16 protein-coding genes are annotated in these 14209 nt (G+C 44.1%); 7 read left to right on the forward strand and 9 right to left on the reverse strand.

Annotation, left to right across the window (positions count from 1 at the left end; genetic code table 11):
* Positions 1–19 precede the first annotated feature (19 nt).
* On the reverse strand, positions 20–820 hold the full coding sequence (locus tag IM462_RS04365; protein WP_046662435.1) for an RNA methyltransferase: 801 nt from the start codon (positions 818–820) through the stop codon (positions 20–22).
* Positions 821–856: 36 nt separating this feature from the next.
* Here IM462_RS04365 and IM462_RS04370 point away from each other — a divergent pair, with 36 nt between their 5' ends.
* The 4 genes from IM462_RS04370 to IM462_RS04385 all read left to right on the forward strand — a co-directional run bounded on the left by IM462_RS04370 (position 857) and on the right by IM462_RS04385 (position 4456).
* Positions 857–1012, forward strand: a complete 156-nt coding sequence (locus IM462_RS04370; RefSeq protein ID WP_002801262.1) for a DUF2256 domain-containing protein — start codon at positions 857–859, stop codon at positions 1010–1012.
* A 169-nt stretch (positions 1013–1181) separates the two neighbouring features.
* Complete coding sequence (locus IM462_RS04375; RefSeq protein ID WP_271930172.1) at positions 1182–2330, forward strand: glycosyltransferase family 4 protein; 1149 nt, start codon at positions 1182–1184, stop codon at positions 2328–2330.
* A 9-nt stretch (positions 2331–2339) separates the two neighbouring features.
* Positions 2340–3674 carry a TrkH family potassium uptake protein gene (locus IM462_RS04380; RefSeq protein WP_287700984.1) on the forward strand — a complete coding sequence of 445 codons (1335 nt, stop codon included), beginning with the start codon at positions 2340–2342 and terminating at the stop codon, positions 3672–3674.
* A gap of 92 nt (positions 3675–3766) precedes the next feature.
* Positions 3767–4456 carry a potassium channel family protein gene (locus IM462_RS04385; protein ID WP_002732601.1) on the forward strand — a complete coding sequence of 230 codons (690 nt, stop codon included), beginning with the start codon at positions 3767–3769 and terminating at the stop codon, positions 4454–4456.
* 139 nt (positions 4457–4595) lie between these two features.
* Here the strand turns inward: IM462_RS04385 and IM462_RS04390 are convergent, their stop codons facing one another.
* The 6 genes from IM462_RS04390 to pirA form a co-directional block, all read right to left on the reverse strand.
* Positions 4596–6194: a SpoIID/LytB domain-containing protein gene (locus IM462_RS04390; RefSeq protein ID WP_287700985.1), complete on the reverse strand. Its 1599-nt coding sequence runs from the start codon at positions 6192–6194 to the stop codon at positions 4596–4598.
* A gap of 149 nt (positions 6195–6343) precedes the next feature.
* The gene (locus tag IM462_RS04395) at positions 6344–7393 is read right to left on the reverse strand and encodes a hypothetical protein (protein ID WP_002798288.1); all 1050 of its coding nucleotides are present in this window, start codon (positions 7391–7393) and stop codon (positions 6344–6346) included.
* Positions 7394–7516: 123 nt separating this feature from the next.
* Complete coding sequence (locus IM462_RS04400) at positions 7517–9583, reverse strand: PP2C family protein-serine/threonine phosphatase (protein WP_287714877.1); 2067 nt, start codon at positions 9581–9583, stop codon at positions 7517–7519.
* Positions 9584–9864: 281 nt separating this feature from the next.
* Positions 9865–10320 (reverse strand): GNAT family N-acetyltransferase, encoded by a 456-nt coding sequence (locus IM462_RS04405; RefSeq protein ID WP_287700987.1) that lies wholly within the window; start codon positions 10318–10320, stop codon positions 9865–9867.
* Positions 10313–10477 (reverse strand): DUF8624 family small hydrophobic protein, encoded by a 165-nt coding sequence (locus tag IM462_RS04410; RefSeq protein ID WP_016516873.1) that lies wholly within the window; start codon positions 10475–10477, stop codon positions 10313–10315. Before IM462_RS04410 ends, IM462_RS04405 begins: the two co-directional genes overlap by 8 nt.
* A 155-nt stretch (positions 10478–10632) precedes the next feature.
* Entirely contained in the window at positions 10633–10794 is a 162-nt protein-coding gene (gene pirA, locus IM462_RS04415; protein ID WP_002733724.1) for an arginine synthesis PII-interacting regulator PirA, read from the reverse strand.
* Between the two features lie 134 nt (positions 10795–10928).
* Between pirA and IM462_RS04420 the strand changes: the two genes are divergently transcribed.
* Positions 10929–11726, forward strand: a complete 798-nt coding sequence (locus tag IM462_RS04420) for an SAM hydrolase/SAM-dependent halogenase family protein (RefSeq protein ID WP_287700989.1) — start codon at positions 10929–10931, stop codon at positions 11724–11726.
* 61 nt (positions 11727–11787) lie between these two features.
* Here IM462_RS04420 and nadC read toward each other — a convergent pair whose 3' ends face one another.
* Positions 11788–12636, reverse strand: coding sequence for a carboxylating nicotinate-nucleotide diphosphorylase (gene nadC / locus IM462_RS04425; RefSeq protein ID WP_287700991.1), 849 nt, complete (start codon positions 12634–12636; stop codon positions 11788–11790).
* A gap of 71 nt (positions 12637–12707) precedes the next feature.
* A complete protein-coding gene (locus IM462_RS04430; protein ID WP_287700992.1) occupies positions 12708–13274 on the reverse strand; it encodes a Uma2 family endonuclease in 567 nt (188 codons plus the stop codon).
* Positions 13275–13435: 161 nt separating this feature from the next.
* Between IM462_RS04430 and IM462_RS04435 the strand changes: the two genes are divergently transcribed.
* Both IM462_RS04435 and IM462_RS04440 read left to right on the forward strand, forming a co-directional pair.
* Positions 13436–13903 (forward strand): CBS domain-containing protein, encoded by a 468-nt coding sequence (locus IM462_RS04435; RefSeq protein ID WP_043997632.1) that lies wholly within the window; start codon positions 13436–13438, stop codon positions 13901–13903.
* Between the two features lie 42 nt (positions 13904–13945).
* Positions 13946–14197: a hemolysin XhlA family protein gene (locus tag IM462_RS04440; RefSeq protein WP_287700994.1), complete on the forward strand. Its 252-nt coding sequence runs from the start codon at positions 13946–13948 to the stop codon at positions 14195–14197.
* Positions 14198–14209: the final 12 nt, after the last annotated feature.

A 14209-nucleotide genomic window follows, 5' to 3' on the forward strand; every position in this document is an offset into this window, starting at 1 on the left:
TCAAGGGTATCCAGATTTATTATCGATCGCTAGGAGAATTTTTTTTCTTGCCCTTGAGACTATCAAGACCGAGAAAAAGTTGCCCGATACTTTCAATATGACCGATAATGCCCCGCAGCAGGGCTAATTCCTCCACCGTGGGCCGGGCCCGATGATAAAATTGCCGGAATTTCTCCATCCTAGCGGCGGCGGTGTGGGGGTAAAGATAGCCAATTTTGAGCAAAAAGCTCTCCAAGTGCTGATAATAGCCTTCTAGAGCCTCAAAAGTGGCATTAGGGAGCGTTTCTACCGGGGGTTCGAGCCTATTTTCCGTTGCCATTTGGTACAGTTCGTAGGAGCAAACCGCCACCGCTTGGGCCAGATTAAGGGAGGAATATTGAGGATTAGCGGGAATACCGACAAAACGCTGGGCGTGGTTCAGTTCGCTGTTACTTAAACCCCGGTCTTCTGGCCCGAAAATTAAGGCCGATTCCAGGTTAGGGGTGAGTAACCAGGGTAAGGCGGTCCGGGGTGTTTCGAGGGGAGTATTCAGGTGACGGGGTTTTGAGGTGGTGGCAATGATGCGATGACAACCCTGCAAAGCTTCCCCAAGGGTGGCTACCCGTGAACAGTTTTCTAGGACTTCAATCCCGTGTACTGCCATGCGTCGCGCTTCTTCTGCAAGGATATCACAGGCGGGATTGACGATAATTAAGCGACTTAAGCCCATATTCCGCATAATTCTGGCAGTGGAACCCACATTTAAGGCTCCAGCTGGTTCAACCAAAATAATTCTCAGGCGATCGAGTGGGGAACTCTGATTATTTTCATCTACACTCATAGATAAGGCGCAGTTTTTGACTTTTTAATTTTAATCATGGCACGTCAGGTCTCGAAGTCCGATCTTCCCAGTAAAATTTGTCCCGTTTGCGGTTTATCCTTTACTTGGCGCAAAAAGTGGCAAAACTGTTGGCATGAGGTCAAATACTGTTCAGAACGTTGTCGTCGTCGCAAGTCCTCGGCCAATCAGTAAAAAGCCGAGAATTTTAACTATCAAATAGGCACTCTTGCAAAGGGCAATTTTTAGCTGAGGACTTAGATGGGTAATTAATTTTGCTTGGGTACTCTATTAGCTTTTAATTTTACGGCTAATTTAGTAAGCTGATACTTGGCTAAATTAACTTTTTCTTAAGAGAATCTGAATGCACATTGCCTGGTTAGGAAAAAAATCTCCTTTTTGCGGTAACGTTACCTATGGGCGAGAAGTGACTAATTCCCTGCTCGATCGAGATTATCAAGTCAGTTTTCTGCATTTTTCTTCCGAAAAACCCACCGTAAGCGATTGGCCCGACTTTTACGACGAAATCACCCTGCCACGTCTCTATAGTTCCCAAGTCTATACTATTCCCACCCTGAAATCGAGTCGGGTTCTACAGGATAAACTCAGGGAACTGAAACCCGATCTAGTTCATGCGTCCTTACCCCTGTCTCCCCTCGATTTTCTGCTACCAGAAATTTGTGAGTCTTTAGATTTGCCTCTGGTGGCGACTTTTCACCCGGCTTTTGATAGTAAAATTCGCAATCTCATCTCCAGTACCCAATTATTAACCTACCAACTACACGCCCCTTTTTTAGCTAATTACGATAAAGTAATTATTTTTTCCACCTCTCAACGGGATTTTTTAGTTAAATTGGGAGTTCCCGAAGAAAAATTAGCAATTATTCCCAATGGGGTTGATGTTAATAAGTATTGTCCAGGACAATCGAATATTAAAGCGCAATATAATGCCGATTGTTTATTTATTTATCTCGGTCGGATCATGCCGGAGAAAAATGTAGAATCTTTATTGAAAGCTTGGAAAAAAACCAATTTAGGGGGTAGATGCAAACTGCTCATTGTTGGCGATGGTCCGTTAACTCCTTCCCTCAAACCTTTTTATGGAGAAGAAGATGGTATTATCTGGTTAGGTTTTATCGGCGATGAAAATAAACGAATTGAAATTTTGCGCGGGGTTGACGGCTTTATTTTACCCTCATTAGTGGAAGGTTTATCGATTTCCCTTTTGGAAGCGATGGCCTGCGGTGTTGCTTGTCTGGCTACGGATGTGGGTGCCGATGGGGAAGTGTTAAAAGGTGCGGGAATAGTTCTAGATACTAAAGGACTAATTACCCAATTAAAAACTCTCTTGCCTGTATTACGAGATCATCCCGAATTAACCACAATTTTAGGACAAAAAGCCCGTCAAAGAGTTTTAGACTCCTACACTCTCAGCAAAAATATTGACCGCTTACAGTTAGTTTATCAAGAAGTGTTAGCCAAAAAACAATCTTCTCTTAGCTACTTTCACTAAGGAATTTATATGACGATTGCCCGGACAATTTGCTTGGGATTTATGGCGGTAATTTTAGCGGGAACTTCCCTGTTGATGTTGCCTGTTTCTACCACCAGCGGCACTTGGAATGACCCAATTGTTGCCCTCTTTACCTCCACTTCTGCCGTCTGTGTCACGGGTTTAGCAGTAGTAGATACGGGGACTTATTTTTCTTTTTGGGGTCAATTATTTATTGCTTTATTAGTGCAAGTGGGGGGGTTAGGATATATGACCACTACCACTTTTTTAATGTTATTAATTGGGCGAAAATTTGACCTGAGACAGAAGTTAGCAATTCAAGAATCCTTCGATCGACCTTTCCTACAAGGTAGTCAAAGTTTAATGAAATCAGTGATTGCTACTACTCTAGTTTTTGAGTTAACAGCAACTTTGGTTATGTTAACTGTCTTCGCCCAAAAGTATGATTTTAGATATGCGGTGTGGTTATCTTTATTTCATAGTATTAGTGCTTGGAATAATGCGGGTTTTGGCTTGTTTAAAGATAACTTAATGTCCTATCAGTCTTCAATTATTATTAACTTATCTATCACAGGATTGATCATTTTTGGAGGTATCGGCTATCAGGTAATTATCGAGTTTTACACTTGGTTTATTTACCGCTTTCAATATAAACGAAAAGGCTTTGTTTTTTCCCTTAACTATAAAGTTGCTATCAGCACAACTATATTTTTATTAGTGATAGGAACCTTGGCTTTTTTACTTACTGAACAGGGAAATGGTGACACTTTGGCTAATTTATCAATTAAAGATAAATTGCTGGCTGCTTGGTTCCAATCGGTAACATCGAGAACAGCAGGATTTAATACTATTGATATTGGTAAAATTTCCGTAGAAGGTTTGTTAATCACCATGGCTTTGATGTTTATAGGAGCCAGTCCTAGCGGTACAGGGGGAGGTATTAAAACCACAACTTTTAGGATTTTATATAACTGTACCCGCTCGGTTTTAAGAGGCCGTGAAGAAGTTACTCTCTATCAAAGACGCATTCCCATGCCGTTAATTTTAAAGTCAATGGCGGTGGTTTTTGGTTCGGTTATAGCGATTATTATTTCCACCCTAGCCATCTCATTTGTGGAGACAGATTTTCAAATGATTCAACTGTTTTTTGAGGTAGTTTCTGCCTTTGGAACTGTCGGCTTATCTATGGGTATAACCGCCGCTTTATCGCCGATTTCTAAGTTAATTATTGTTTTTATGATGTATCTGGGACGGGTAGGAGTTATACTTTTAATAGCGGCTATTATCGGCGATCCGAAACCAACAGTTATTAACTACCCCGAAGAAAACCTTTTAGTGGGATAATTAATATCAGTTATCAGTTATCAGTTATCAGTTTCTCCTGTCTCCTCACTCATTGACACTAGCATTTTAAATGCGTAACAGTTTAACTTCTTATGCAATCAATTAAATTTTTTAGTAGTATGCGTCCCCAAAATCGTCAATTTGCCGTCATCGGATTAGGCAGATTTGGGCGTGCCGTTTGTGAAACCTTACGCAAACAAGGTTATCAGGTGGTAGGGACAGATATTGACGAAGGATTAGTAGCACAAGCGTTATCTGATCGGATAGTAGATAATGCGATCGAGCTTGATTCTACCAAACCTAACGCTCTGCGAGAAGCGGGAATTTTTGAAACCGATACGGTGATTGTCGCTATTGGTAAATACGTGGAAGAAAGTATCATTACCACTCTCAATTGTAAGGAAGCGGGGGTTAATTTTGTCGCAGCTAAAGCCTCCACAGAAATCCATGGAAAATTACTCAAAAAAGTTGGCGCAGATTTAGTAGTTTTTCCCGAATATGATGCCGGTTGTGAGTTAGCGCACCGTTTAACTAGACCATCAATTTTAGAACGATTTGATCTCGATCCCGAACATAGTATTGTCGAGTTAAAAGTCCCGGAGGCTTTTCACGGTAAAACCCTAGCAGAGTTAGAAATTCGTAATCGTTATGGGTTAAATATTGTCGCTGTTGGTAATGCGGAAAAATTCAAGATTAACCCCAATCCCCAAGAAAGATTACACAAGGATTTAGCCATGGTGGTAATTGGTTCTAACCGAGATATTCAGCGTTTACCGATGTAAAATTTAGTCAAATATTTGCTCTACTTAGTTTCTAATCATCTTTTTAGGTAGGAGAATTGTCAGAGCCTTTCTCTTGCCTTTTGCCTTTTGCCTCTTGCCTTCAGAAACTGATAACTGATAACTGATAACTGATAACTGCTTAATTTCCTCGCCAAAAGATAATCGAATTATTGAGAGGTTGGATGGTGGTACCGGGATAATAGAAAGCGAGAATTTGTTCAGGAGACCAACCCAAACGGGCTAAATTATAGGAACCAAATTGACTTAATCCTACCCCGTGGCCGAAACCGCCACCAATAAAGTTATAACCCTGGATCTGTCGATTGGTATCGTAGATAGGATCGATGTAGAATAGGGTACTGCGAGGCGGTCCTAAGGCACTACGCACCTCATTTTTATGCAGTTCCAAAATCCCCTTATCGGTTTGAATAGTCATAGTCAGAATCCGACCGGAAGGAGAGCGTTTAGTCACCTCCATCCATTGGATTTTCTGGAAGTCGGCCAGGGGATGTTTTCGCCGTGTTAGATAGGTTTCTAGGTCTTGACTCAAATCAGCTAAAGAAGCTTGTTTTTGCCAGCGAAAAACCCGTCGTCCCGTCTCATTAAAACCATCTTTAAGATTAATAAACTGGCGAAAAGTTGTCTCATTAGCGAGGGATTGTTTCGACAGATCCCAGACTCGATTAGGGGAGTCCACCACTGCCCGGAGATAAGGTCTTTCTTCCCCATCCCACACATCACTAAAGAGGGCAGTTACTCCGCCGGTGGTGGAGGAATAAAGGGCATCCACTAACTCATTTTGGTAGGTTAAAACCAGTCCTTGGGTAGCTGCGATCGCTTGATCAGCCCGGGGATTAGTTCCCGTCAATCCATAATAAACTTGACAATGGGTATCGGCACAGAGTTCGTAATTATCGGCTTGAAAACGGCGGAGATTGCGGAGGGCGTAGGTACGGGCGATAATAGTTTGCGCCTGGGTGGCACTTTCTGGAGCATCATGACCGATTTCGTGGGGGACAACCCCGCGCAGGTAGGTTTCGAGGGGAACGTTATTAACTAGGGTAAAAGTGCCGTAGGCGTTGGGCTGTAGGCGCATAGTCCCACCGTACAAACGTACCTGATCGGGGCCATGGGTAACTTGAATCAGGTTTTTTTGGCTCTCGATTTCCAATTCTTTGGGAAAATAGCGCACCCCGTTGATTTGGAAAGAAACTTGCGGCTTTTCTTTGAGTAAAACACTATTAATATAGGGTTGATTGTAGCCTTTGGCTTGCAAACTGGTCAGCAACCAATGTCGCACTAGGGGATTTTCATAAACTTCTCGCTTTGCCCAAACCTGCCAGCGTCCGGGTTGGGTGATTTCCACTTTAATGCCCATTTTTGCCCAGTTTTTGGCACTATTTTCGGCGGTTTCAAAGGTGGCGTGGTCGCTCAAAATGACTTTTTCTTGGAGGATGGGAGAAGCGAGAGGACGGGGAATAACTTCTAATTGTAGGCGATTGGTTTGCAGGGTTTGGGATTGGCCATCTTCTCCCACCACGCGCAGGGTGAGATTATCACCACTGGTACTACTCAGGGTTAATTTTTCCTTGGCTTCATCGCCAAAACGTTGGACAATGCCCACTCTCAGAAGCACATCCTTGGCTATAGCGGCAGGAATTAGGGTTAAACTGAGCAAGATCGCCGCAGTTATGGAACCGATGCTAATTATTTGTTTTTTTTCCTTGATTTTTAGCATAAAGTCAAGTATCTGTTAATAAGTTTTCATAAAAGTTGAGGATAATCAGAGATTATAGCAGCAAGCCGTTAGGGGAATGGGAGAATAGGGTAATGAGGGAATTTCAACTAAAACCCCAACACCCCAACACCCAACACTCAACAAAGCATCTAACTTCCCCCATCGCTGATAATGCGTAAACGTACCATTTTCTGGCCACCTTCATCCAGTTCTACTTCGATCACTTCACTGGTTAAACTTTCCAAACAGGTTAACATCGATCGCAGATGGGGATTACTTGCTCCCGTATCCACATAGAGGCGATCGGACAAACTACCTAAACGTTTCCAAGTAGTATAAAGTTTAGCCACGGCCTGCTCTAATTGTGTGGCTTGTTTAACCAGATCCGCCGCCGTATTTAGACAATCGACGCGCAAAGCTTCTTCTAGAGCCATTTCGATATCTAAATTACCCCGTCGGAGAGTTTGTACTTGGGCCGCCGCGTCGAGATATTTGGCTAAACTGCGTGCTTCCGAGGTGATTAATTTTACCGTATCTACATCGGGATTAGCGGCGATTTCTTGACGGAGAGTGTCGATATGAGTATCGGGTAACTTTTCTAATTCTTTCACTAGGGGAGCGAGATGACGCGCCGGTAAACTGCCGTCGCTGGCTTTTTCCTTCACTTCATCGGGTAGTAAGTCTGAACTCATCGCCGTCCATTCATCGGCCAATTGCTTCACCTCCCGACGGGTAATTCTCTCCCCTTGTCGGGCCGCATCACTGACTAATTTTTGAATTTCCGGGGCAGATTTGGCCGTTTCTACGAAGGCGCGTTTACTAAAATTATTGATACTATCGGGATCCAGTTGTCCTTCCGCCAGGAGAGTATCGGCACTATTAGCCAATTGAATCAGAGCATAAGCTTGACTTTTAGTGATTTCTCGCTGTTTTAACCAGTTTAAAAAGCCCGTACCGCGACTATCACCGCCTTGCTTCTCCCGGTCGCGAATAGCTCGCAAAATTCGCCCCCGCCAGATTTCCGTTTGCAAATCAAAGCGATCGCAAACTTTCCAAAAAGAATCCAGTTGCTGCTGAAAGTCATGATCTTGGATGGTTTCATCTTCGGGATCCGGCAGTTGAAAGTTAAACTCTAGAGGCGTTTCAAAGGCATCAATGATCGCGGAGGTGTCGGAGGAGAACGTCGCAGCATCAACCATATATGATAGACTCGGCAGTTAATCGGGCATTTTATCTTAACTCGCTCTGGCAACCCCCGACAAGTCGATTAATCTTCAGCCACATATAGGGAAGTGGGGAAGTGGGGAAGTGGGAATTATGAATTAGGGATTGGGGGGACTCGGACTGGTTACAGGTGCGGGAGGTGTCGTCACCGGACTCGGACTGGTGACTGGTGCGGAAGGTGTCGTCCCGGTTGTGGGACTCGGACTGGTGACAGGTGCGGAAGGTGTCGTCCCGGTCGTGGGACTCGGACTGGTGACAGGTGCGGGAGAAATCGATGGATTGGAAGCGGGATGACGACCCAAGAATTGCCAAGCGATCGCAGCCAGCAAACCGAGAACACCGACGGCGATCGCTGCCATGACTAGGGGTGAAACGGTAGTGGGTGGGGGGGGAGAGGTAGGACTAGGAACCGAAGAAGACGCGGGGGGGGGAGTGGGTATTGCCGTTACCACTTCTTCCCCGGGGTCGGTGTCCCCGTTGTGATCAAAATCTTGGTCATTAAGATGGGGAATAATTCGTTCTTTGGCCTCAGCATAAATTAAAGGCCTGACAGTTTCAGCCGCAGGAACTACCCGACAATAAACTAGGGCGATGGTGGAGTTATCGTGACCGTTTTTCTGGTTAGCTAGTTGTAATAAACTTTCCCCCACGGCCGTCACGGTTTTCTCTCCTCGCAAAAGAGGCAGAATTTCACTGTCCCAGTATTGTTCTACCCGATCATAATCACTTAAACCATCGGAACAGAGGAGAAAAACACAATCTTGATCAACAATCAACCTCTGAACAGTGGGATGGAGATTAGTGGCGCTACCCATGCCCAAAGCTTGCACCAAAGCCCCCGCGTTGGGATACTGTATGGCATCACGATAGAGGAGATAGCCTAATTTCACTTCCCTGGAAGCGAGATCATCATCCACTGTCACTTGATGACAACCTTGGGGAGTAATCCAATAGATGCGGGAATCCCCCACATGAGCTGCGTACATTTCCTGAGCATGGCCAAAGGCCATAACTAGAGTAGTACCCATGCGCCGGCGATCTTGTCTTGACTCCTGATCATTGCGTTGACTGATCAGATCATTGGTGACACGAATCGCCTGTTCGAGGACAAGACTGTAACTATCGGGATAGATTTCAATATCACTGGTGGGACTGGGATTAATTTCCCTAGGCAGGGTTTCGATCGCCAATTGAGCAGCGATTTCGCCCCCTTCCTGACCGCCGATGCCATCACAGACAATCGCCAGGGGCTTGCCCTGAGCTTTGTCGAAGGGATTTTGACCATGGCCGAGGGTGATGGCCTGATTAGCCGGGGGATAACAGGCATCCTCGTTATGTTCCCGCAGCGGACCGGTATCGGTGCAGGTGAAAATCTCATAGCTGCGTTCTTGACCCGCACCGTAGTGCTGTAGTGCATAATCGAGAATAGCGATCAGGGATTCTGGGCGATCGAGATCACCGGATTCTAGCTCTTGGGTCAGGGATGCGAGAAAACCTTGAATATTAGCGGCTGCCGTCGGGATCAGACCGGCCCAGAAAGCCCCTAAATTTCGTAAATTGGGAGCGGTAGCCTCGTCTTTGCTTAATTCTAACAATTGCAGCAGCTGATTATTCACTCTCGTCAGAAAAGGGTTAAGCAGACTGGAAACCACAGCTTTTTTCTGGAGGGGATGCCAGAGTTTGGCCATTTGCCATAACCAGTGAATTTGTCTTAAATCGGAAGCTTGCGACCAAACCTCGTCCAGAGTGGGCAATAGTTCTGGATAAATTAATTCTCCCGTTTCATCGAGGGGAATAGTGCCGTATTCTAACAGCCAGATGTCCATATTTAAGCGTTCGTCGGGACTGGGAATATAGCCATAGACTTGGGGAATATGAAGATGGAATGGTAACAATTTTAGGTAGAGGGAGAGCCAGCTAGGAGGTTCTTCCGGTGCTTCGGGTGCTTGAGCGGGTTTAGTATCAAGAACAATTTGTGGTTGTTTGACCAAATAACGATCATCAATTAGCTCGCCAACACGATAATAGCTTCTCACCCAATCACCGATCATCCATAAATAGCGCTTAACTAAAGGAGTGCCGCATTTTTCACAGAATCTATTAGTGAGAGCGTTCGGGGATAGACAGGTTAGGTTTTGACATTGGAGGGTTGTCACGGAATCCATGAAAACTGCTGACTCCTAAAGCGCGGTTAGTATAGGTTAATAAAATAGCGTGTTTTTATCCACGATGACTGCCAGCATATTGCAGTGTTTCCCAAATTTTACCCTTTGTCGCTCGATCGGAAATAATTAATGCTGACAGTGCCATCTCTATAGGTATGTCTGGGGTTGGGGAAGTGGGGAGTGGGGGAGTGGGGGTGTGGGGTGTGGGGAAGTGGGGAAATTGAACTAAAACCCCAAAACCCTATCACCCTATCACCCTATCTCCTGTCTCCTAACAGTTTCTAAATATTTTTCCACATCAGCAAAGAGCGAGTTTGAAAGCCGAGATTTTGGTAGAGATTGAGAGCATTGTCGTTATTGATGAAGACTTGTAAACCGATGTGGGTTTGTCCGCGACTTTTTGCCCAATCCTTAGCTCGATCGATTAGTGCGCTGGCGATACCTTGGCGACGATGCTGGGGATCGACGTAAATTAGAAAAATATGACCATAGCGATCGCCTGTCACCTGATCGACGGCGCTCCCCATCCAGAGACAAGCGATCGCCGTTTGTTGTGCTTCGACGATCCAGAGCGGAGTATCGAGGCAAAAAAACTGTCTGACTGTATCAGCTAGATGGGAGAGGTTTTTTTGTTCGGGAAAAAATTCTTGATAGCTGCGGGTGAGAAAATTAATTAGTAGATAGCGATCGCCCATTTTTCCCAGTCGCAGCTGATAATCTTCGGGAAGGTTAGCCATGCCAAGGATAAGAGAAAATTATGCCCAGGGATGGCTCGATCGGAGCGGGTGCGGCTAAATCTGCCGGTAAAAAAATCCGGATGCCGGTGGCAACCAGAGCAACTAAAAACACTAAGATAGTCAGGAACGGGGCGATATATTGCCGGAAAAAAGCCATAATTATTTGATCTCTAAACTGCTGTTCTTTCTATTTTAGGGATTGCCAGTGAAGATATCGGCAATTTTTTTCCTAAAAATTCGCCTAAAAAAAAGTGATCGGCATACCGATCACTAGAAACCGACAACTAGACTATGACTAAACACCGATTAAATCTAACGAAGGTGCAAATAGGCCGCCTCTGCTTCTAATTGACGCACTAAAGCTTCATTTCCCTGCGCTCTAGCTACTTCCAGTCGGTGTTGCAAATTTCTGCGAAGTGTTTCTCTATGAGCGACGGTGGCCTGTGTTAGGACTTGCTGACGATTTTTGTTCATGATGGACAGACTTTTGAGCGACTTAACTTACCTTATATCTAAATCATAACATTCTCCTTGGAGAACTGTATCTTTAGCTACTGAATTTCCCATTAAGATTTATTAAAGCCGTTGGCCACCCTAGGAACCAGTCAATGACGGAAAAGACACTGATAACCCTTACTAGCGATTTTGGACTACGAGACGGTTATGTGGGCATTATCAAGGGAGTAATCGCAGGAATTGCCCCCCATGCTCGCACGATCGATCTTAATCATCAAATTTCGCCCCAAGACCTTTACGCTGGTCGTTTTATTCTCCTGAATGCCTATCAATATTTTCCCCAAGGCACTATTCATCTGGCAGTTATAGATCCGGGGGTAGGAAGCAAAAGACGCGGGGTAGGGATTCGTTTTGCCGGTGGTTATTTAGTTGGTCCAGATAATGGTTTATTTAGTGGCATTTTAAGTCAATATCCCGCTATATCTGCCGTTAATCTCAATAATTATTCCTATTGGCGCACCCCTAACCCTAGCACTACTTTTCACGGTCGTGATATTTTTGCTCCTGTGGCCGCTTATTTGTCCCGGGGAGTACCCCTAGAAATGTTAGGTGAGATTATTGATCCCGATAGCTTGCAACAATTAGCGATCGCTGTTCCGCAAATCGAGGAAGATAAAATTAGGGGTCAAATTCAATATATTGACATTTTCGGCAATTTAATCAGTAATATTCCCGATTATCTCCTAGAAGGAAAAAATTGGTCAGTGCAGTTAGGACAAAAAATTATCCCCGCAAAAAACACCTACAGTGATGTTCCTTCGGGGGAAATAGTCGCTTTTATCGGTAGTCACGGGGGGTTAGAAATTGCCGTCAATAGTGGTAGCGCCCAAAAGCAATTACACTTAAATATTGGCGATGCGATCGAGGTTAGAATAGATAGGAGTCAGTGATCAAAACTGATAACTGATAACTGATAACTGACAACTGATAACTGATAACTGATAGAGCCTTTTAATCAATTTTCATACTAATATCTAACCAAGTAGAACGGGTAATCGGGGCGCTAGTGGAAATATAATCTACTCCTGTTTCGGCAACGTTGCGAATGCGATCGAGAGTAATATTTCCCGATGCTTCTATTTTGGTTTTACTATTAAAATTGCGGATCATCTCCACAGCAGTTTGCATCATCTCTAAATCCATATTATCTAACATAATGATCTCTACCTGCTGCTGCAGGGCCTGATTCACTTCTTCTAATTGGCTAGTTTCTACCTCAATTGTGAGAGGATAGGGCATATTTTGCCGTACACGACGCACTGCTTCCTCGATGCTGCCGGCTGCTTGAATATGATTATCTTTAATCATAATTGCATCATCTAACCCCAAACGATGGTTAATAGCGCCACCGATACCGGAGGCATATTTTTCTAAAATTCGCAATCCGGGGGTAGTTTTGCGAGTATCCACCAATCTTGTCGATAAATCGGCAATTTTATCCACATACTGACGAGTGGCAGTAGCAATCCCACTCAAGCGCATGGCAAGATTTAAAGCGACTCTTTCCCCGATTAACAGCGCATCGAAGGAACCTTCTATCTCGGCAATAACTTTAGACTTGGGGCAGAATTCCCCTTCGGCAACGGTGGGGGTAAAGTGAATAGTGGGGTTAAGCAGTTGAAAAACTCGTTCAGCTACGGGTAAACCAGCAATAACACCCGCTTCCTTGGCAATCCAAGTGGCTTGACCGATTTTAGCATGACCGAAGAAAATTGCTTGGGTGGTGCGATCGCCTCTACCGAGATCTTCTCGTAACCAGTTTTCTAACAAGGGATCAAGAACTAATAGGGGCGGTAACATAGAATTTATCGAAACAATCGGGACGTATTTATTTTAAGTTTAGGAATATTTGACCTTTTTGTAAACTTTCTTTAATCGAAACTTATCCCTTCATAGATTAACTCGATCGCACAGTGAAAATCGAGACTAGATAGAATAATTTCTTCCCCTTGACTATAAGCGCAGTAAAACCAAATTTTATCTTCACCGCGACGATAAACCTCAACACTGATCGATTCAGGATCGACTAAAACGTATTCTTGTAAACTAGGAATCTGACGATAATATTGTAACTTTTTAGTGCGATCATAGTTTCCTGTGCTGGGGGAAAGCACTTCAATAATCACTTGTGGATGTTGAATAAAATTACGAGATTCTCTATCCCTAGAATCGCAACTAATCACCAAATCGGGATAAAAATAACGACTATTATTAGCTTGGACTTTCGCATCAGATACATTCACTCGACAGCCTCGCGGACGGAGATGAAGTCTTAAAGCAGTATAAAAATTCAAGGTAATATCATTATGGGGCAGACTACCCCCGGTCATGGCGATAATTTCCCCATCAATATATTCATGGCGACCTTCCTGTGTAGCTTCCCATTCTAGATACTCTTCCGGGGTCATTCTTTCTGGGTATTGAGGTTGAGCGATCATTTTTCTTTTTCCTTGTCAACTAACTAAATTAATATCCCATTTCCTTTTTATCTTATACCATTTTCTCGCCCGAAGATTGAAGAATAGTCATAATTAAGCGGTGACTGATTACCCTAATGATAAGATGGAGAGAGAAAGCATTATTATCGCAGGTAGCTAAGATGACAAAAACAATTGCCGATATCATGACTCCCAATCCCATCACCGTCACCGCTAACACTTCTCTGTCGGAAGCAGTGAAGATTTTGGCCGAAAAGCGGTTTAGTGGTTTACCCGTGGTGGATGACAAGATGCGACTGATTGGGGTTATCTCCGAAACTGACCTTATGTGGCAGGAAACGGGAGTAGAAGCTCCTCCTTACATTATGCTCCTCGATAGCGTCATCTATCTACAAAATCCTAGCCGTCACGAGAAATTACTCCATAAAGCTCTCGGTCAAACCGTGGGGGAGGTAATGACCGATAAACCTATTAGTATCACGGCCGATCGCCCTTTGAAAGAAGCGGCCTCGTTAATGTACGATCGTCATGTGCGTCGTTTACCGGTAATTGAGGAAGAAACCCACAAAGTAATCGGTATTATCACTCGCGGCGATATCATTCGCGATATGGCAAAATCGGAAGCATAATTGTTTTTCTAAGGCAACAATTAACTAAAAGATCTTGAACAAATGAATCAATCTCAGGAAACGGTTACTTATTCCCTAGAAACTATCTTGATGCGGATTGAGGGAAAAATCGATTCGTTACAAAAAGATGTGACGGATTTAAAGGTAGGACAAGCGGTGTTAACGGGAAAAGTTGAGGGAATGGAAAATCGACTAAACTCATTAGAAGGAAACCAAAAATATCAGGCTTGGGCATTAATTGTCCTCTTAGCTGGCGCAATTGTGAAACCTTTTTTTCTGAGCAGTAATCCCTAAATTCTTATTTCC

Origin of the sequence: Microcystis sp. M144S2, from assembly GCF_020246065.1 — a bacterium.
Taxonomy (GTDB): domain Bacteria; phylum Cyanobacteriota; class Cyanobacteriia; order Cyanobacteriales; family Microcystaceae; genus Microcystis; species Microcystis ichthyoblabe_A.

Coding starts and splice junctions, on each gene's coding strand:
- IM462_RS04365 (WP_046662435.1), bottom strand. CDS start 820: ATGAGTGTAGATGAAAATAATCAGAGTTCCCCACTCGATCGCCTGAGA.
- IM462_RS04370 (WP_002801262.1), top strand. CDS start 857: ATGGCACGTCAGGTCTCGAAGTCCGATCTTCCCAGTAAAATTTGTCCC.
- IM462_RS04375 (WP_271930172.1), top strand. CDS start 1,182: ATGCACATTGCCTGGTTAGGAAAAAAATCTCCTTTTTGCGGTAACGTT.
- IM462_RS04380 (WP_287700984.1), top strand. CDS start 2,340: ATGACGATTGCCCGGACAATTTGCTTGGGATTTATGGCGGTAATTTTA.
- IM462_RS04385 (WP_002732601.1), top strand. CDS start 3,767: ATGCAATCAATTAAATTTTTTAGTAGTATGCGTCCCCAAAATCGTCAA.
- IM462_RS04390 (WP_287700985.1), bottom strand. CDS start 6,194: ATGCTAAAAATCAAGGAAAAAAAACAAATAATTAGCATCGGTTCCATA.
- IM462_RS04395 (WP_002798288.1), bottom strand. CDS start 7,393: ATGGTTGATGCTGCGACGTTCTCCTCCGACACCTCCGCGATCATTGAT.
- IM462_RS04400 (WP_287714877.1), bottom strand. CDS start 9,583: ATGGATTCCGTGACAACCCTCCAATGTCAAAACCTAACCTGTCTATCC.
- IM462_RS04405 (WP_287700987.1), bottom strand. CDS start 10,320: ATGGCTAACCTTCCCGAAGATTATCAGCTGCGACTGGGAAAAATGGGC.
- IM462_RS04410 (WP_016516873.1), bottom strand. CDS start 10,477: ATGGCTTTTTTCCGGCAATATATCGCCCCGTTCCTGACTATCTTAGTG.
- pirA (WP_002733724.1), bottom strand. CDS start 10,794: ATGAACAAAAATCGTCAGCAAGTCCTAACACAGGCCACCGTCGCTCAT.
- IM462_RS04420 (WP_287700989.1), top strand. CDS start 10,929: ATGACGGAAAAGACACTGATAACCCTTACTAGCGATTTTGGACTACGA.
- nadC (WP_287700991.1), bottom strand. CDS start 12,636: ATGTTACCGCCCCTATTAGTTCTTGATCCCTTGTTAGAAAACTGGTTA.
- IM462_RS04430 (WP_287700992.1), bottom strand. CDS start 13,274: ATGATCGCTCAACCTCAATACCCAGAAAGAATGACCCCGGAAGAGTAT.
- IM462_RS04435 (WP_043997632.1), top strand. CDS start 13,436: ATGACAAAAACAATTGCCGATATCATGACTCCCAATCCCATCACCGTC.
- IM462_RS04440 (WP_287700994.1), top strand. CDS start 13,946: ATGAATCAATCTCAGGAAACGGTTACTTATTCCCTAGAAACTATCTTG.